Origin of the sequence: Stenotrophomonas sp., from assembly GCF_031995405.1 — a bacterium.
Taxonomy (GTDB): Bacteria; Pseudomonadota; Gammaproteobacteria; order Xanthomonadales; family Xanthomonadaceae; genus Stenotrophomonas.
Genome location: NZ_DAMAGC010000010.1, coordinates 1 through 17,439, shown reverse-complemented (window position 1 = coordinate 17,439; position 17,439 = coordinate 1). Strand labels below are relative to the sequence as shown.

General features: G+C 60.8%; 10 protein-coding genes. 5 read left to right on the top strand and 5 right to left on the bottom strand.

Features of this window, described 5'->3' with window-relative positions:
* The first annotated feature begins 520 nt into the window (after positions 1 to 520).
* Positions 521 to 6,436, top strand: coding sequence for an ATP-binding protein (locus RTO53_RS03065; protein ID WP_312236412.1), 5,916 nt, complete (start codon positions 521 to 523; stop codon positions 6,434 to 6,436).
* A gap of 283 nt (positions 6,437 to 6,719) precedes the next feature.
* On the opposite strand, the gene RTO53_RS03060 is transcribed toward RTO53_RS03065, so the two are convergent.
* From RTO53_RS03060 to RTO53_RS03040, 5 genes are all read right to left on the bottom strand, one after another.
* Positions 6,720 to 9,704 (bottom strand): DEAD/DEAH box helicase, encoded by a 2,985-nt coding sequence (locus RTO53_RS03060; RefSeq protein WP_312236411.1) that lies wholly within the window; start codon positions 9,702 to 9,704, stop codon positions 6,720 to 6,722.
* A 1-nt stretch (position 9,705) separates the two neighbouring features.
* The gene (locus RTO53_RS03055) at positions 9,706 to 10,500 is read right to left on the bottom strand and encodes a Hachiman antiphage defense system protein HamA (RefSeq protein WP_312236410.1); all 795 of its coding nucleotides are present in this window, start codon (positions 10,498 to 10,500) and stop codon (positions 9,706 to 9,708) included.
* Between the two features lie 340 nt (positions 10,501 to 10,840).
* The gene (locus RTO53_RS03050) at positions 10,841 to 11,692 is read right to left on the bottom strand and encodes an MBL fold metallo-hydrolase (protein ID WP_312236409.1); all 852 of its coding nucleotides are present in this window, start codon (positions 11,690 to 11,692) and stop codon (positions 10,841 to 10,843) included.
* Between the two features lie 9 nt (positions 11,693 to 11,701).
* A complete protein-coding gene (locus RTO53_RS03045; RefSeq protein ID WP_312236408.1) occupies positions 11,702 to 12,028 on the bottom strand; it encodes a hypothetical protein in 327 nt (108 codons plus the stop codon).
* Positions 12,021 to 12,581, bottom strand: coding sequence for a hypothetical protein (locus RTO53_RS03040; RefSeq protein ID WP_312236407.1), 561 nt, complete (start codon positions 12,579 to 12,581; stop codon positions 12,021 to 12,023). The genes RTO53_RS03045 and RTO53_RS03040 overlap by 8 nt, the downstream gene beginning before the upstream one ends.
* 127 nt (positions 12,582 to 12,708) lie before the next feature.
* On the opposite strand from RTO53_RS03040, the gene RTO53_RS03035 reads away from it, so the two are divergent.
* From RTO53_RS03035 to RTO53_RS03020, 4 genes are all read left to right on the top strand, one after another.
* Complete coding sequence (locus RTO53_RS03035) at positions 12,709 to 13,626, top strand: LysR substrate-binding domain-containing protein (RefSeq protein WP_312236406.1); 918 nt, start codon at positions 12,709 to 12,711, stop codon at positions 13,624 to 13,626.
* Positions 13,627 to 13,635: 9 nt separating this feature from the next.
* A complete protein-coding gene (locus RTO53_RS03030) occupies positions 13,636 to 14,097 on the top strand; it encodes a helix-turn-helix transcriptional regulator (protein ID WP_312236442.1) in 462 nt (153 codons plus the stop codon).
* 376 nt (positions 14,098 to 14,473) lie between these two features.
* Positions 14,474 to 16,642 carry a phage infection protein gene (locus tag RTO53_RS03025; RefSeq protein WP_312236405.1) on the top strand — a complete coding sequence of 723 codons (2,169 nt, stop codon included), beginning with the start codon at positions 14,474 to 14,476 and terminating at the stop codon, positions 16,640 to 16,642.
* Between the two features lie 443 nt (positions 16,643 to 17,085).
* A partial coding sequence (locus RTO53_RS03020; protein ID WP_312236404.1) for a type II 3-dehydroquinate dehydratase occupies positions 17,086 to 17,439 on the top strand: 354 nt, incomplete at its 3' end.

Sequence of the window (17,439 nt, the reverse complement as noted above, 5' to 3'; positions counted from 1 at the left end):
GTTGAAGCAACGAACTTATTGACCATCCAACCTAGAGGAGACTGCCTAGGTGATGGTCGATCAACCTTCCTAACAGTGCTGTCATACGAGTTGTATGGATCAGACATCTTCATTCCTTCGAGGTAGCAGGCAATCCTCGCCATCGCTTGATGGTGGCAGGAACAAATGCTTTGTGCCAGCACTTCGAATTAGCGGAGCCGATCACTTTCTATACCCTGAGATTGACAGCGTCCGCTTTGGGTCGAAAGAGGACGTCACAACTGGGCCAACCGCCAGGACTTCCAAATGTCCGCTTTCAGCCAAAAGCGGACTTTGGATCTGGCGACAGCTTTTCGATACAGCTCGACTTATCTGCGTTCTGATGGGCTACGCAGCGACTCGCAGGCATCTGTGCTGAGCAAAGAAGATTCTCTAAGATGACGGTATGAGCACCCCCGATCCAGTAGACAGCAGCGGCGAGGGCACCGCTGGCGGTACTCCACCGCCTCGGCGCGCGCCTGGCGCAGGCGAACGAAATGCGATGTTCGGCTACACGCGTCAGTATGCGTCCGCGGCCGCCGCCATTTACCACGGTCTACAGACCCGGCAGTTGCGCTGGGTGGGCGTGGCGGATCGGAGTGCGGGCATCGCTGACGACGTCGTACTCGGCTTCGACGACGAAGTGATCGGCCACCAGTTCAAGTCCAGTCGCGATCCGGACCCGTTTCGCATCGCTACGCTCCTGACCGGTGGGTCGGGTTTGCTACCCGGGCTGGTGCAAGCCTGGCTGGAGCTGGAAGCCAGCTGCCCCGACGTGCGCATCCGCCTGCGGGTCGTCGTGGACGATACGCCGTCAGACGCTGATCGCGTCGGCAACGGAGGCACGACACGGCAGTTCGTCGCCGAGTGGCAGGCCAATCCGGGCCGGTCGCTGGCGGAGTGGCGCGCCACGCCGTCGGGCCCGTTCCTGGACGATCTGCAGGCGGCCTCCGGGCTGACCCAACCCGCATTTGAGGAATTCTTCCAACACCTGGAACTGGTGCACGGTGACCAGCCGGATTTTGCGGCGCTCTACGGAATCACGAGCCGAACTCAGCCACAAGTCGACCGCATCGCCGATCGGCTCCCGCACTTGGTCGCGCGCGTGCCGGAACGTGATCGGTGGACGCGAGCCGAGTTTCTCGAGGAGATGAGCTGGCCCGAGAACGAGCCGCGACATCGCCATCAGTTCCCTGTCGGCGTAGCCGTGCAGCGCAATCCCAGCACCGAAGCGCAACTGCAGCGCTTGGTACGAGACCATCCAAGCGGCTACGTGTCGTTGGTCGGCCCGCCGGGATCAGGCAAGTCGACCTTGCTGCAGATCGCGCTGGAAGCCGAGCCACAACTCGTGGTTGCGCGTTATCTGGCCTATGTCCCCGGCGGCGCCCAAGGCATCGGTCGCGGGGAATCGGCCGACTTCCTGGACGATGTGGCCGCCGGCCTGCGCAATACCGGCTTGCCGGGGATACGGTTCCTTCGCGAGAACGAGCGTCACCGCCGTGAGGAGATTGAAGCCTTGCTGGCTCAGGCTGGCGAGCGCTTTACCACCGACGGTCTGCGTACCTTGATCATCGTCGACGGCCTGGACCACGTGTCACGCGAAGAGCGACCAATGCGATCGTTCTTGGCCGACTTGCCGTTGCCTGCAGCGGTGCCTGACGGTGTGCTCATCATCCTGGGTACCCAGCGCGTGGACCTGCCCGACATGCCCCCGGCCGTACGCGACCAGGCGAGCGAGGCGGAGCGCCAAGTCGAAATGCAGGGGCTGTCCTTGTCGGGCATCGCCGCCATGGCCGATGCGCTCGGCGTGCCGACGGCGCTGTCCCGGCCGCGCTTGCGTGAACTGACCCTGGGTCATCCGCTGGCGACGCACTATCTGCTGCAGGCGTTGGTCGCAGCTGAAGATGAAGCCCTGCGTGATCGGATTCTGCGCGAAGGGTTTGGCTACGTGGGCGACATCGACGCCCTGTACGCGGCCGCCTTGCGCGAGCTAGGAGAAGACAACGAGGTGCTTGACATCTTGGGCCTGGTGGCTCGAGCCGAGGCACCGTTGGATCCGCGAGACCTGGAGAGCCTCTATCCAACGGCTGCCATCGAGCGGACCTGGCGTCAGGTTCGCCACTTGCTCAAGCGTTCAGGCCACGCTTGGTCCATCTTCCACAACAGCTTTCGGCTGTTCCTGACCCGGCTCACGCGCACGCGCTACGGAATGCCGGACGCAGACTACTCGGCGAGCACTTACCGCCAGCTGGCGGACCTAGCCGCACGGGCTCCCCAGAATTCGCCACAACGCTTTCTGGAGGCTCGATACCTGATGCGCGCAGGTGCGCACAGCGAGGCGCTAGCCTTGACCACACCGGCGCTGTTCCGCGCGCAATACTTGGCCGGGCGCGCGGCGTCGGAAATCCGCGCGGACGTTCGCCTCGCGTTTCGCTCCCTCCAGATGGTGGTTGATCCAACTACTGCCTTTACGCTAATTCTGACCGCGGACGAGATGTATCGACGCGCCGATGCCTTCGACGAACCGGACGAATCGGTCCGGGCGCTAGTGGCGCTGGGGCTGCTCGAGGAGGCCGAGGATTTTCTCGACGAAGTCGGGGGCGATGGCTTCCTGGTCGTAGATGCATGGTTGAAGCAGGGCAACCTGGATCGGGCGCGAACCTTGTTCGAGCAGATCGAACCGCTGCACGATTTAGGCAGCGACCGCATGAGAAACGGGCCGTCCACGCGCGTGGACGAATTTGACCGGTGGGCCGAACGGGCGAGCGAGTTTCGGTCGCCCGCCGAGTTGGTCGCCGGGATAGACCGCATCGTCGACGCGCTGCAACGCGAGCCCGGTCTGATCGACGAGCCCGAAGAGGTAGGCATGCAGCTGCGCGAGCTCGCGGCGCTGGCCGCGCTCGCGCGCAATCCGTTGGCTGACCGCGATGCGTTGATCGCCGACTTTCGCCTGGGGCCGACGGCTCGGGCGCTACTGGCGATCCAAGCGACACGGCAGTTGCTGGCGGACGGTGCCGACCAGTTCGCGCAGGCGACCGCAGCGCTCACCGAAGCGGTCGCCGACGTTGCGGCGCTCGCGCAGGTACCGCGGGAACTTCGTCGCACCACGGCACTGCTCGCGGCGCGGCGCGGCCTCATCGCGCCGGCGCGCACCCTGTATGACGGCTTATCGACCCCGGCGCTGAACGAACTGGACAACACTACGCACCTCGACCACGCCGGTTACCTCGTCCGCGCTGTCATGGAGGCCGCTGAACTGGGCGTGTGGATAGACCTACCGATGCCGCCGACATCCCCGCCTAGAAGGGCCGTCTTGCGCCCGCTTCAGCAATTCGCCCTGGATACCGGACAGCTCGCCGCGCGTAGCCGACGCGAGCCGCAGAACGTCGTCTCTGGCACCGCGGCACAGCTGTGCGCCAGCTTCATGCGCTACGTGTGCCGGGCAGGCACGGGTGGGGTGGACGAGCATTTGGGCACCCTGCAGCTCGACAAGGCGGCCCCCGGGGTGCTGAGTTCCTTGCTCCGGTCGGCCGCACGCGTTGGCGCGCCAGAGTTCGCCGGCACGGTGTCGGCCTTCGATCAGGTGCTCGCCGAACACTCGAGCCGGGGAGATCGCCACACGACGTTGCAAATCCTGGTGGCAGAAGCTGTGGCCGAGACAAGCAACGATGTTGACGGGGCGCAAGCGCGCCTGGAGGCATTGCTTGGTCAGCGCGAGGAAGGCACCCCCAGCCAGTTCCTGGCCAGCACGGCGCGGCTGGCGCAGGCGCTGGCGCGCATTGGACGCCCCGAACGTGCGCGCCAGCTGCTCGCGCAGCAGCGCGAGGAGACCCTGGGCTACGCCCTACGGGCAAAGAAGGATCCGCAGTACGCCTTCTGGGCGAACTTGCTGCAAGCCGCCAATCGGGCAGACCCGCTCGGCCGGGATCATCGCGTTCGAGTGCTGACGCGCCAGGCGATCGGGATGAGCGCCACCGAAGGGCGCGATGCAGCGCACCGATTGGCCCATGTTCTCGTAGCCGAAGCCGCCACTTGCAGCGCAGCATTAGCGTCCAGCGTCGCCGATGCCCTGCTTGCGAACCATTTGATCGACTTCCCGGCGATGGTTGATGGGTTGATGAAAGGCACGGTGCGCCGCGACCCGTCGCGTGTGTTGCCATGTGTCGAGCTTTGGGTGGCGTTGTGCCTACCCTTCCACCGCGCCGCCTACTACCGAGAATCGGAAGAAGGCGAATTCCTGCACGAAGCCATCCGCCTTGCAGTGCCCGAGCACCTGGGCCGCGTGCGCGATCGGTTGCTTGAGAACATCGAGCGACACGCACTGATCGATGTGCGGCTGGACGCACTGGCGGCCTTACGCGCCGCGCTGCTCGCACGTGGCGAAGATGCCGCCCCGGTCGATGCCGCCTTGCAACGCCTGGAAGGCGTTCCCCGTCTGGATCGCCGGATGCGCAACTCGCCCACGCGCTACGACGACGTACCGGATATGGTGCAACTGATCGCGCGCTTGGATATGGACGGCGCGGTTGGGGAAATCAGCCACGAGGCCTCGATGGCGTTCGTACGCGTGCTGCCGGACGCGGACTTCCCGGGGGCGCTGGCCCTGTTCGATCGCCATCCCAAGCTGCAGGCCGATTACAAATGCCGCTTCGGCCTGGTGGACCGCGCGCTTGCCGCCGGCGATCGTGCGGCCGCGACGCGCTTGGTCGCCGCCTATCCGCCGGCGGGTGACAGCAGCTCGCGCTGGTCGTGGATCTGGGGTGGCGGGCTACGCCGCTATTTCGCGGCGCGGCTGCAGCTGGAGTGCGACGCAGTGTTCTCGATGGCCTATGTCAACTTCATCGCCACACTGGTGGCGGGGGAAGAGCAGGTCAGCGCTCTGCTGTGGGATGTTGACGATATCTGGCCGGTACTCACCGCGTCGCCCGATTGGGCGGCGATGTGGGCTGCGGTGGAGGAACAACTGCCGAGCACGCGAGACTACCGACTTGGCGAGGATGTGCGCGTTGGTGGGGTGCCGACAGACGCTGCCCTGGCGGCCTCAATGATCGAACGCATGCTCTCGTTGCCGGTGACCGACGTCCGCTGGCACGCCGGACGCGTGGCGCTCGCGCTTGCGTCCGTCGATCCGCAGGCGTTCGCGCACCTGATGCTCAGCCTTTTGGTCAGTGACGAGGATGACGTCGTGCTGGATGGCTTGCGCCTGATGAACAGTGCGACCTGCGCGGAGACCGACCCCGAGCTGGTCGCGCAGGTCATTGGCCTCATCGGACATGCCGACTTTGGCATTCGGGAACTCGCCCGGCGGCTCGCCACCCACTGGGGCCGCGAAGTTGATCCGCTGACCACGACGATGCCGGCGTTCTATAGCCTCGCACTTCCGCCCATTGGCGCCTTTGACCGTGCCGACCAGTTGCGAACGCTGCCTTTCGGACCGCCGTCCGTGTCCGATCCCGCAGCGTGGAGCGCGCCGTTTCCGGACGCCATTGAGCTGCTCGCCGAGATCGCCGACGTGTCCCAGGACCACGTTCGTCATCGCGTTCAACAGCTGATCGACGGCTGGGGCGGTGTGGAAGTCTTCGGTCAGGCGGGCATCGACCGATTGAGGGCGCGCCTGTCGATGTTTGGCTTGCATAACGCGTTCTTCTACCCCCATGTCATGGTGGCGCTGCGCGCCTTGCGGCACGCTGCCGGCGAGTTGGCCGCCGCCGGCCGCATCCCGAGCAACCAGGTCGACGAGCTGCTGTACGAGTTGCATTTGGCGCCAGCTTGGCTTCGTACAGACGTCGACGCGCGGCCGGCGTTCGTCAGGCGTCCGACCCTACCCGAGAGAGGCAGCGATGGGACACCGTGGTTGCAGGGCGTCGACGACGATGTGGTCGATCACGCTGACGCGGGCTTCGTCTTGGGCGAGATCACGTGCTACCGCGGCCGCTACGTCGATTCCCGGTACGAGTGGAGCCAGTTGCGCTTGCTGGGCGTGCTCATACAGCCAACGGGAGATCCGGCCGAACTGGTGTACAACCTGCCGACCGGTGCGCCGGTCCAGCTGGTGGCGCGGCCCGAGCTGGGCGCGATGCCCCAGTGGGAAATGGTCATAAACCCGCATATTGCCGAGCAGCTGCACTGGCGAACGGCCGATCAGATCACGTGGAGTGACATCGATGGCGAACTCGTGGCGACCGCGTATTCCTGGCGGGACGGCGGACCGGATGGCGAGCTTCACGGCGAGAACTTGGAGGGCGAGGGTGCCGCCATCGTGCTGACTGCGGCCGGCCGCGAGCAGTGGAACACGGTCCGCGGGGGCGCGCGCACTGATGTGTTGGCGCTACGGAGAAAGCGGCAAGGGGCGAGTACCTCCGCGCGAAACGCGCGGGCCACACGTCCTGCGCCGAACCAGAGCGACGGCGAATCCTAGGGCGCACGTTCGATCCGGCTAGGCCCGTTGTCGTCCGCTTTGGGTCGATAGCGGAGTGTTACTGCCACTGGCCGGTCTGCCAACTCCGAAGTGTCCGCTTCCGGCCAGAAGCGGACAGTACTTCCAGCAAAACTGATCCGTTCCTATGTGCGCTGGAGTGGCTGAGCAATCATTCTCTCCCAAGATGCGCAAGCTCATCTCATCGCCGTTTCTCAAGTCTTCTGCGATCGACTCATTATCGTACTCAGACTGCAAGAATACGAAATAGGTCACTTCAATCCACCTACTCCACGCTACCGACATCCTTCAGAGTGTTCGAGTAGATCAACTCGCCCAGCGCGGAGCGCCAACCATCTGAATAATTTTCAAGAGACTGACGCGCCACTGCCTTAGTGCCGCTAAGTTGGCTAAGATTTGGCACAGCCTGAATCGCATTTCCCAGCGCCACATACGCTTTCCTATGTCGTACCCCACCACTTGCCAACACTACCCCGGAGCGCGAAGGCGCGCCAAACTTGAGATGTTCTATAAATGCAGACACCCCCTCGTTCACCTCAATACCGCGCTCCATCAAGATCCTGGCTAGAAGTGAAATGCCCTGCTCAACTAGGGTCTGCAGTGAGTACGCGACCACACGAGTGTGGATCCCTAAAATGTCGTCAATATCCATCTGCGTTGACCGCGCAATCTCCAAAAAGGTTGCGCCACGAACCCACTGTCGAATGATCTCGAAGAGCCTGAGCTTGACCCACTCAGGAATCTGACCATTGTCCAGTCGAAATGCTACACGAGTATCTGACCTGAACTCTGCGTCCAGCCATGCCCACTCTAGGATCGCAGAAAGGAGATCGTCCGAGGCGGGATCGACAGGAGCCGCCCAATCTTCCCTGCTCGGTAGTAATCCCTGTTCGACGAACTCCAGATGGCGCACCTTGGCACCAGTGCTTTGAAGCCAAGCGATCCTGCCAACGGCCCTGAGCGCGATCAGGCGTTGGGCTCTCAACTCAAACACCGTACGCAATGTAGCGGTGGAACTGGCAGGTAGCTGATGGGCCGCAAACGTATGATTGGACAGTTCGGCAGCCAGTCTTAGAAATTCGACATCTCCGATCTCTTCCGAGATCAATTCTATGAGCGTTGCATCCACTCCATCAATGAGCGGGTGACTGGCAGGCTGGATCTCTAAGAACTGATTGTCGAGCACGATGCTTTGGGTTCTTAGGTAGTTTTCGAGATCCTCAATTAGGGTGCGCAGCGAGCCCGTGACAGGCTCTCCAGGCCCTGCGGTGGCGACTGGAAGAACTTGCCACCACTGATCCGGATTCGCGCAGATCACCAAGCCTTTGGTATTGGCACCAGCACGACCGGCACGACCAACCAAGTTCTTGATGTCACGGGCGAGCATGTTCTCAGGCCGCCCACTTCCAACGCGACGCTGCACCGAATACAGAACAAGCGAGCGGATAGGTAGGTTTACCCCTTCCGCGAGTGTGCTGGTACAGATGACCAGCTGGACCCTCCGATCTCGCAGGAGCTCTTCCAAAACCTCTCGCGTCTCCTGGGGGATGTCACCGTGGTGCAGCACAGCGCCATTGCTCAGCGACTTCGTACCTATCCAGTCTGCACCAAATTCACTTTCGAGGTAGTCGACGCGCTTACGCAGCGCGTCAATATCCGCGTGATCAATGGGCTTGGGTAGTGGCAATGGACAATCCAGCTGCTTAATGAGCTCCTCAGCCAACCCTATCGCACCCTGATCGCCGCGCTTGTTTGCAGCGAATACCGCCGTGGTTCCCATCGACAGAACCTTCCGGGCAGCAGCAACAGCGAGGGTCTTGGTTGAAGAGAAGCCATAGGTCTTCGTACGCCCCGTTTGGGAGTTCACGTACTGGAATGTGTTCCGGTCCAAGAAGCCGTGGATCGAATATTGCCGCTGCTCCGCATGCGGGTGCATATCAAGACGAACAGACTTTCCAACTCCACTACCGACCGATCGAAGTACGGAAAATTCAGCGATCGCGGGTCGATAGTTGCTTCTGATGACGGTGTCCTCGCCCCCACCAAGCCATGCGTTGATTTCTTCGATGTTTGGGACAATGGCAGACATGAACACGAAGCGGATCGGATTGATTTGGCGCGCCTTCATCCGCGCCAGTAAGAGCTCCAAACCAATACCTCTGCCGGAGCTGTCGAGCAAGTGCCCCTCATCGCAAATGACCAGCGATATCCGTTGGGCGAATGCGGGATCAGCGCTTAGAATTCCAGCCAAGGACTCAGGCGTCGCGACAAGCGCGTTGATGTGGTCGAGGCCATGCACCTCGTCTCCGGAAGGAATTGTCCCGCCATACGCGCAACGCGCCGCGATCCCTAGGCTGTTTAGCTGACGCACCAGAGAATGGCGAAGCTCAGAAGCCAGCGATCGATATGGCACGATCATGATCGCGACGTGTGTCGGATTGCGCTTCAGGTGCCAATACAGCAACGTCTCGCATAGCGTGGTCTTGCCTGCTCCCGTCGGCATCTGCAAGGAGTAGCTTTCGGCGTTACCGAGCAGCCCCTTCTCGATTGCCTGTATCTGGGAAGGAAAGAACTCCCAGCTTGATGGCTTGCGATCGATGAAAGAATTGACGAGAGGCGTCCAAAATTCATTCACCCCGTCTGGCAGCACAGCCCGGACATTCGACACCTCAAAACGAGCCATCAGTTGACTGAGCAGGGTCATTGCCACCCAAGTATCCGGCCCGTCCGCCAACGCGCGTTGTGCCTCATTGGCGCTCATTCTTACATTGTCGTTTATACCGGATAGGTCACCGCTGCGCAGGTGCTCCCGTGCCTCGATGGCAGTCCGAGATCCCAAGCTGCCTGGGCGGGCGAGGAAGTCATAACACGCAGCCCATGGGCTTTGTGGATCAGTGGGTCGAGTCGACTGACGCATCGCCAGGCAGGCCGATGCTGGATAGCTACCAAAGTAGAACGATGCTGCGGCAAATAGTGCCGCTTCATCCTTCGAAATCCCCAGTGCTTCAACGTGCTCCGCCGGAATTTCTTTCGAAAATTGGAGGAAGGCATTCCCTAGCTGCGCCCAGTCGTCGCTTGGAGTATTCGTGGAGTGAATACTGTCGAACAACTCGCCCACAAGCGAGATGTAAAAGTCGGCAAGGCGATTCCCAATTTGAGCGAGCTCAATAGGCAGTGCGACTACGGAGAGCTGACCCAGGTGCCGGGCCATGTCTGCATCGTTGATCCAGGTCTGGAGGGAGGCTCGCATGTCAACTTACCGTAGCCCGCGCAGCAGCAAAAGCTGAGTTGTAGGTGGCATGCAGATTGGGTACTGAGATCACCACGAGCGTGAACTCATCACTGGCCGTGGAGGGTGCATTGCTGAGTTCGGCGGTGACAAAGCTCTCGCAGATAACGGCGACGGCCCTGTATCGCTGAGCAGCCGGCGGATAGTCAACCGCGTTGATAAAGCGGTTTAGAAGCGGAATGTCGACATCCCCGAGATCCTCAGTCATGGCACGCTCACGGAGCCAAACTAATGTGCTGGCGAGCCTGCTGGTGCGATCTTTTGCGCAGTCTTTGATAGCAGAGCCAATAGGGTCTGAGGATGCAGTAGTGGACTTGACCTTCACCTCAGCGCAAAGCACTTGGTCATTAGCGCTGGCTGCGGGGCGTTCGGGCATGATGAAGTGAATGACATCCGACTTTGGTGCCGGCTTTGTCCTGTCTTGCTTAAGCCGCCACTTCTTCGGGCCGATAGCGTCACCAGGGTGCTCCATTGCGGCCTGGTAGAGGTAACCAAGCACCTCGCCGAAATCTCCCGCCATAGTCGAGCCGGGGTCTGGAAGCTTGCTCGCAAGGACCTCTGATAGCGCGAGCCCGTGGCGGTTCGCGGCGGCGTGAAGCGCTCCATCGGTTATGTAGCAGCGACGCAATGGCTCCGCCATTGCCGCCTCCAAAAGCGCCACTTGCTGGGCTGTCATCCTAACCAGCACATACGGCTGCTCCTGCTCGTGCGAGAACCATGGCACAGCGCTACCGAAATCGAAATCAAGATCATCCATGAGCGATAGTCATCCTTGATAGAACCTCTTTGGAAAGTCTAAGCAATCGGCCCTATTTCTTTGATCTGCAATGATCCAAGTAGCAATGCCGACAGTCAGCAACAAGACGGAGGACTTCTGAGCGACCTTTGCACGGCAGGAGCAAATATCCCGTCCTGTTCGCGCAATCACTCCATCTTCGGCAGCAGTTCATGTTAGCTGAAAAATCCACTGCTCTATAGAAATAATATGTCCGCCTTGGGTCGAAAGCGGAGAATAGCACCGGACCAAGCGCCGAGGCAGTGCTGATGTCTGCTTCCGGCCAAGAGCAGACGCAGCCTTTACAACAACCAGTCCTTCTTCATCCGGCGTATGTGAAGGAATAACCTCTTCCAATGCGCTGGATGCGAACAAACCCGAGCTGACCCACGTGCATGCCGGCCGCCATCAACTGATCTGCACTGACCATATCCAAAAGCGCTGAACGGGCCGCCGCGGCCCGCTGCGGATCTTGGTCGAATGCGATAGATACGTCGGGACGAGCAATCTGGATATGCGGAAAATGGACGATATCGCCCCAGATCAAGGCAGTCTGGCCCTCCGAATCGACTCGATAGCCGGTGTGACCTGGCGTATGGCCCGGCAGCGGCAACATGCTGATACCGGGCAAAACATCGCCCTCGGCCAACAAGCGCAAGTTGCGGCGATATCCGGCGAATACCTGCCGTGCGAGCAGGAAGTTGCCCCGGGCACGATCATTGCTGCGGGCAAGGTTGCCGTCGTCCTCCCAGAAGGACAGCTCGCGTGGGTGTATGAGCAGCTCCGCATTGGGGAAGACGGGGTGACCTTGAGCATTGAGCAGACCGCCAACATGATCAGGATGCGCATGCGTGAGCAAGATCGTATCCACATCCGTGGGCTGCACACCGGCTCGCAATAGATTGCCCCTCAACTCCCCTCCCCAGCCCTTGATCCCCCCGGCACCGGCGTCGATGAGGATCGTGCGGTCCTTCCCCCGCACCAGGTAGGTGTTGATGTGGATCGAGGACGGGTCGCTGACCCCTGCCTTCAGCTGTAGCTGCGCGGCCTCGGCCGGATCAATGTGGGAGAGCAGATCCAAACTGGCGGTCAGATGACCATCACTGATCGCTTGGATCAGGAAGCCACCGATCTGGAGGGTGGGCAGAGCCCGTTCAACGATGGATGCGTTCATGGCCGCTTGTCAGTTTCGTGCGTGGAGGGAATCATTGGCGTAGCCAAAGCAACGGATTCGCGCCGTCAGCCCCGCATGGTCTTGGATGGCCAGATCGAGCTGCCGCATGAATTCGTCCATGAGCTCGGGCGTCCTCTCCAGACCCAGTCGGTAGGCCAGCTCCGCAGACGCCGGATGGCCCCGCCCCTGACGCGCAGCCACGTAAAGGATGTGGACGTTGTCCAACGCAGCACCAAGCACGTCCGTACACAGCACCGCGCATCGCTCAGTGAGCGCGTCGAGATTGTCCTTCGCTGGCATCCGCTCCTCGGTGAAGTAGATCGAGAGCCTAGGCATCTGGGTGCGTCTCCACCCCTGACCGGCCTGCATCGGACACGCTCTTGAGTTGTGCGGTCATTGGCGCATACGCATGCACCCCACTGGGAAAGGACTCCATGGCTGGAACCGTCCCGGCCGGAAGGCGCGCAAGCCAGAGCGCTGCCGGCGCGTGATCCAGCGCAACCGCATGCAAGGGCTCGGGGGCAATCCCCATCACAATGATCGGCTCAGGGCCGACGCGACTCACCAGCAGGCAATCGCCCTGTTCGACGGCGGGGGCCCGATCCAAGCCACCGTATAGGTTCCGATGCCAGTCCGTGATGTGCTGCTGCCAGCGCGCAAAGTTGCCCCCTCCCTTCCGGGCATACTCGTCCCCCTGCAGGACCTCCAGGCCGTCTATCGAGTGAAGGGCAAGGTAGGTCGGGCACCCGGCACCACATGCCCTGAAGCGCTGCGAGGTGTGGAACCCCCGCACGGAAATGAGCGCAGGTAGTTTGTGCAGGCTGTAGAAGTCGTTCCATTCCCCCTCGCTGGCGGAATCGGAATAACTGCATTCGACGGTGTAGATCATGGGAACACTCCTGCGCCGGCTTGCGCGCGCGCCCCTTGTTGATGTCCCATCATGCTAGGCCTGCACTAGCTCGCATCAAATCGATGTTTCGGTATGCTTCAGTGATAAAAGATCATGCTGAATCCCCATGCGTAGGAAGATTCCCAGCAGCACCGCCCTGACCGCCTTCGAGGCCGCCGCCCGCCACGGCAGCTTTGCGCGGGCAGCGGAAGAGCTTTCCCTCACCGAGGGGGCCATCAGCCGCCAGATCGGCAGGCTGGAGTCCTTCCTGGGGGTCCCCCTATTTGAGCGGGTCGGCAATCGCGTCCGCCTGCTGCCCAATGGCGAGCGATACGCCGCCCAGGTTCGCGAGTCGCTGGACCGCTTGGACCGGGACAGCCAATACCTGATGGGCCAACCGAAGAACGCTGCAAGCCTGGACATTGCCGTGACGCCCACCTTCGCGTTGCGATGGCTCATCCCTCGCCTGCCCGCGTTTAGCCGCGCGCATCCGAACATCACCGTGCACCTTTCCGAACGCACTGACCCGTTCGCGCTTGTCGGCAGTGGATTCGACGCCGCCGTGCACTTCGAGCACCCAGCATGGGCAGGTATGCGCACCTACCCGCTGCTGCAGGAAGTGCTGGTGCCGGTGTGCCACCCCGCGCTCATCAAGGGCGCAAAGGCTCGCGTCTCGCTGGACCAACTGCCGCGGCTACACCGACGACAAAGCCCCGATGCTTGGCAGCGCTACGCCAGGGACTCAGGCATACCCCTCACCAACCCAGCGGTGGGGGCACGCTACGATCTTCATGCGATGTTGATTGAAGCAGCGCTTGCAGGCCTCGGGATCGCCTTGGTGCCACGCCTCTACGTGGAGACAGAGCTGGAGCAAGGTCGGCTGGTGGCGCCATGGCCGCAAGGCGAGGCGGTGTCCAAGACGTTCTGCCTGGTGCTGTCCGAACCGATCGGTTTGACTGCCGGTCCAGTGCAAGCGTTTGCACACTGGCTGCAGGACGAGGCCCGCGCGGCTCGGATGGAGACTGACTTGATGACCACGCCGTGAGGACTCGCGCTGGCATGCACGGAAGCCCTATACAGAGACCCCGGGCGTGACTGGACCGTTGAAGCGCTAGCCGCAGAATCCAACATCTCGCGCTCTGTCTTTGCAGACCGGTTCCAGACCGTCGTCGGAACCGCACCCCTGCGGTACGTGACTGAGCTGCGAATGCAATTGGCAAGTCAATGGTTGATCCACCAGAGCCTATCCATCGAAGCAGTGGCAGAGCGTCTCGGCTACGCGTCGCAGGCAGCTTTCAGTCGGGCCTACAAGCGGGTGTCGGCATCCTTCACGGTGGAAGGTACTTCGGGGCAAAAGCAACGGCAGCTTCCTGAGCCCTCTAACACCCGTGGGGGCGCGGTGGTCGGTACCGGGTTACACGCGTGCCCCTGCTACCGGGGCTTAGCTCAAGGCAGGGCTGATACCGACGGTGTTACAGGTCTCTCCCGCACCTGTCAGGGGGGCTCCTCCGCCTAGTGCACCTCTACGCCTAGTGTAGGTTGAGGGACGCCAGCGAGATTCCATCGGGGAAGGGTGGCGACTTGTCAGAAGCACCCTACTGGAAGTCCACGCCTGAGTGACCGCCTCAGACTTCTGAGCCATCCGTAGACCCTGTGCAATGTGACAGCTGGTTGGCTCTGACCGATCTGGCCGAACCCGACAGGCGGGGCCAGCCCCACGCCGGCCTGCTCCGCCTCATTACAGGATACGCTGGCATCTCGTGGACCAAACTGGTATTCCGCAATGTGCCCCGGGGGAGGTCTTGGATCTTGCCGCTCTGACTCCAGGAGGTCTGGCTTCGAACCGTAAATGATGACCTAGGAAGCTCGAACTACAAATCGGGAGAGAGAGAATGGAAAGGCTCAAGCTCCAACTGGAGAACTGCTACGGAATCCGCAAGCTGGACGTCGTGCTGGACTTCGCCGGCACGGCAGCTATCGCCATCTACGCACCAAACGGCTCGATGAAGAGCTCTTTGGCATCCACCCTTCAGGACATCGCCGATGACAAGCCATCGCGCGACAGGATTTTCCCGAACCGCGCGACCGTCCGCGTGGTCAGCGATGAGAACAATACCGACCTCGTTGCTAGCGATGTACTCGTGCTCAGGCCATTTGAGGATTTCGCCAGCAATGGAAGCGCCACCGCAACCCTCTTGGTGAATGCCACACTTCGTGAGGAGTATGAAACGCTGCACACTGGAATCACCGCTGCGCGAGCAGCTCTTGTCACGGCTATCAAGACCACCTCGAAAACCAGACGTTCAGTGGAGCGTGAGGTTGTGTCAACGTTTGCACCTGCAGACGGGGATTTCAACACTGCGTTGGCCGCGCTTAAGGAGGAATTTTCAAAGGACTTGGAGCCAGACTTAAAGGATGTTCCCTACGACGTCCTAAACGATGAGAGAGTCGTGGCATTCTTGGGTCAAGGTGATTTCCGCACCGCGATCAACGAGTACACGAAGAAGTACAACGAGTTGCTCGCCGCGTCGAAGTATTTCAAGAAGGGAGGCTTCAACTATTACGCGGCGACCAACGTCGCCAAGGAGCTGAAGACCAGTGGCTTCTTCAAGGCTAATCATACCGTTCGACTCAACGGCGACGAGGAGAAGGAGATCAAATCCGAGACAGAGCTCCAAGCTCTTGTTGATGCTGAGCGCGCAAGAATCTCGGAGGATGCTGCGCTTCGGAAGAAGTACGAGGAGCTTGAAAAGCAGATCCAGAAGAACGCGCAGGTTCGCGAGTTTGAGGCGTACATGCAGGGGCATGAAGAGCTGCTGCCCGAGCTGGCCGATCCGGCGGCCCTGAACAAGAAGCTCTGGTTGTCCTATCTGAAGGTAAATCTAGACCTATACACTGACCTCATCAACAAGATCGAGCAGGCTGCGGTTCGATCAGCCGAGATCGAGGCGCAGGCCGGCCAGGAGCATACGCAATGGCAGGGCGTGATTGACATCTTCAATAGCCGCTTCATCGTCCCGTTCCATCTCGAGGTGGCCAACAAGGTTCAAGTTGTTTTGGGCACGGACACGGCGCCGCGCCTAGGCTTTGTCTTCAAGGATGGGGGTGATCAAGCACAAGTTGAACGAGACGCGCTTCTACAGACGCTAAGTACCGGAGAACGAAGAGCGTTTCACGTATTGACCATGTTGTTTGACATTGAGGTGCGTAGCTCGGCCGGCAAGCAGACACTCCTTGTTGTTGACGACATCGCCGACTCTTTTGACTACAAGAACAAGTACGCCATCATCCAGTACCTTTCCGACTTGGCTGAAGGCCAGAATTTCAAGCTGCTCATCCTGACCCACAACTTTGATTTCTACCGGACCATCGAGAGCCGCCGTCTCGTTCAGCGGAAGAACTGCTTCATGGTGTCAAAGACGGCTGCTGGGATAACTCTAGAGGCTGCTCAGGGCGTGCGTAACGTCTTCATCAACGTGTGGAAACCCGCATTCTTCACTGATAACCGCAAGAAAATCTGCTGCGTTCCCTTCATGCGCAACCTGATTGAGTACATGAAGGATGACCAAGATCCGGACTATCTGCTCCTCACGTCTCTGCTCCACTGGAAGGCCGGTACAGATCAGATCACCGTGGCTGATCTTGATGTCATCCACTCCAGGCTCTTTGGCATCAACGGACAGTCTGGTAACCCTGCAGAGCGACTCGTTGATATCTTAGACGTTGAAGTTGCTACTTGTCTGCAGGCTCCGGATGGCATCAACTTCGAGAATAAGGTTGTGCTGGCGATTGCTACGCGCCTGCGAGCAGAGCGATTTATGGCGGCGAGGATCAACGACGCAGCTTGGCTAGCTGGGATCACAACCAACCAGACCCCTAAGCTACTCAAGCGCTATCGGAACGACTTTCCTGCCGAACTTTCCAACATTGGCGTCATTCAGCGCGTCCTACTCATGACGCCGGAGAACATTCACCTGAACTCTTTCATGTATGAGCCGATCTTGGACATGTCCGATCAGCACCTTCGCCGCGTCTACACGGAAGTCGCCGCATTGGTCTAACGGAGAAGAACCGCTTCGACACGCATAGATTACGTTGTAGCTGACAGGGGCCGGATTGCTTCAGTTCGCTACGTTGGCCCTGGCTTCGCAAAGCGACGTAAGGACTCGATCCCCACATCTGGGCGGAGAGTTAGATAGTTGTTCTCTTTGTTCCACTCACTTCGGCGGCCTGAATCGCCCAGGCTTAAGTAAACAGGCACCATACTCACTGGATGTCCGCTATCGGCTACTAGCGGCCCTATCTCCACTAACTATGGTGAGCGCGCGTCATAGTTGGTGGGAATTCCCACCAACTATGCCGAGCCGCACACCGGTCAACACGCCGCCGCCCCAAGCCTCCCGCGCAAAATTCAAACGTTCGATTGAAACACGCGTAACTTCGCCGAACTGGACACGATCAGCCGGTTCCGCCAGACTTCGCCCTTTCCCGCTTCGTGGCACCCATGGCGAAACTGCTGGTCCTGCATGGCCCCAACCTCAACCTGCTCGGCACCCGCGAGCCTGGGGTCTATGGGCACACCACGCTGGCGCAGATCGACCAGGCCCTGCTGGCCCAGGCGCAGGCCGCCGGGCACGCGGTGGAGAGCCTGCAGTCCAACGCCGAGCACATCCTGGTGGACCGGGTGCAGGCCGCCCGTGAAGACGGCACCGCCTTCATCCTGATCAACCCGGCCGCGTTCACCCACACCTCCGTGGCCCTGCGCGATGCGCTGGCTGCGGTGGACGTGCCGTTCATCGAGATCCACCTGTCCAACCCGCATGCGCGCGAGCCGTTCCGCCAGCACAGCTATTTCAGC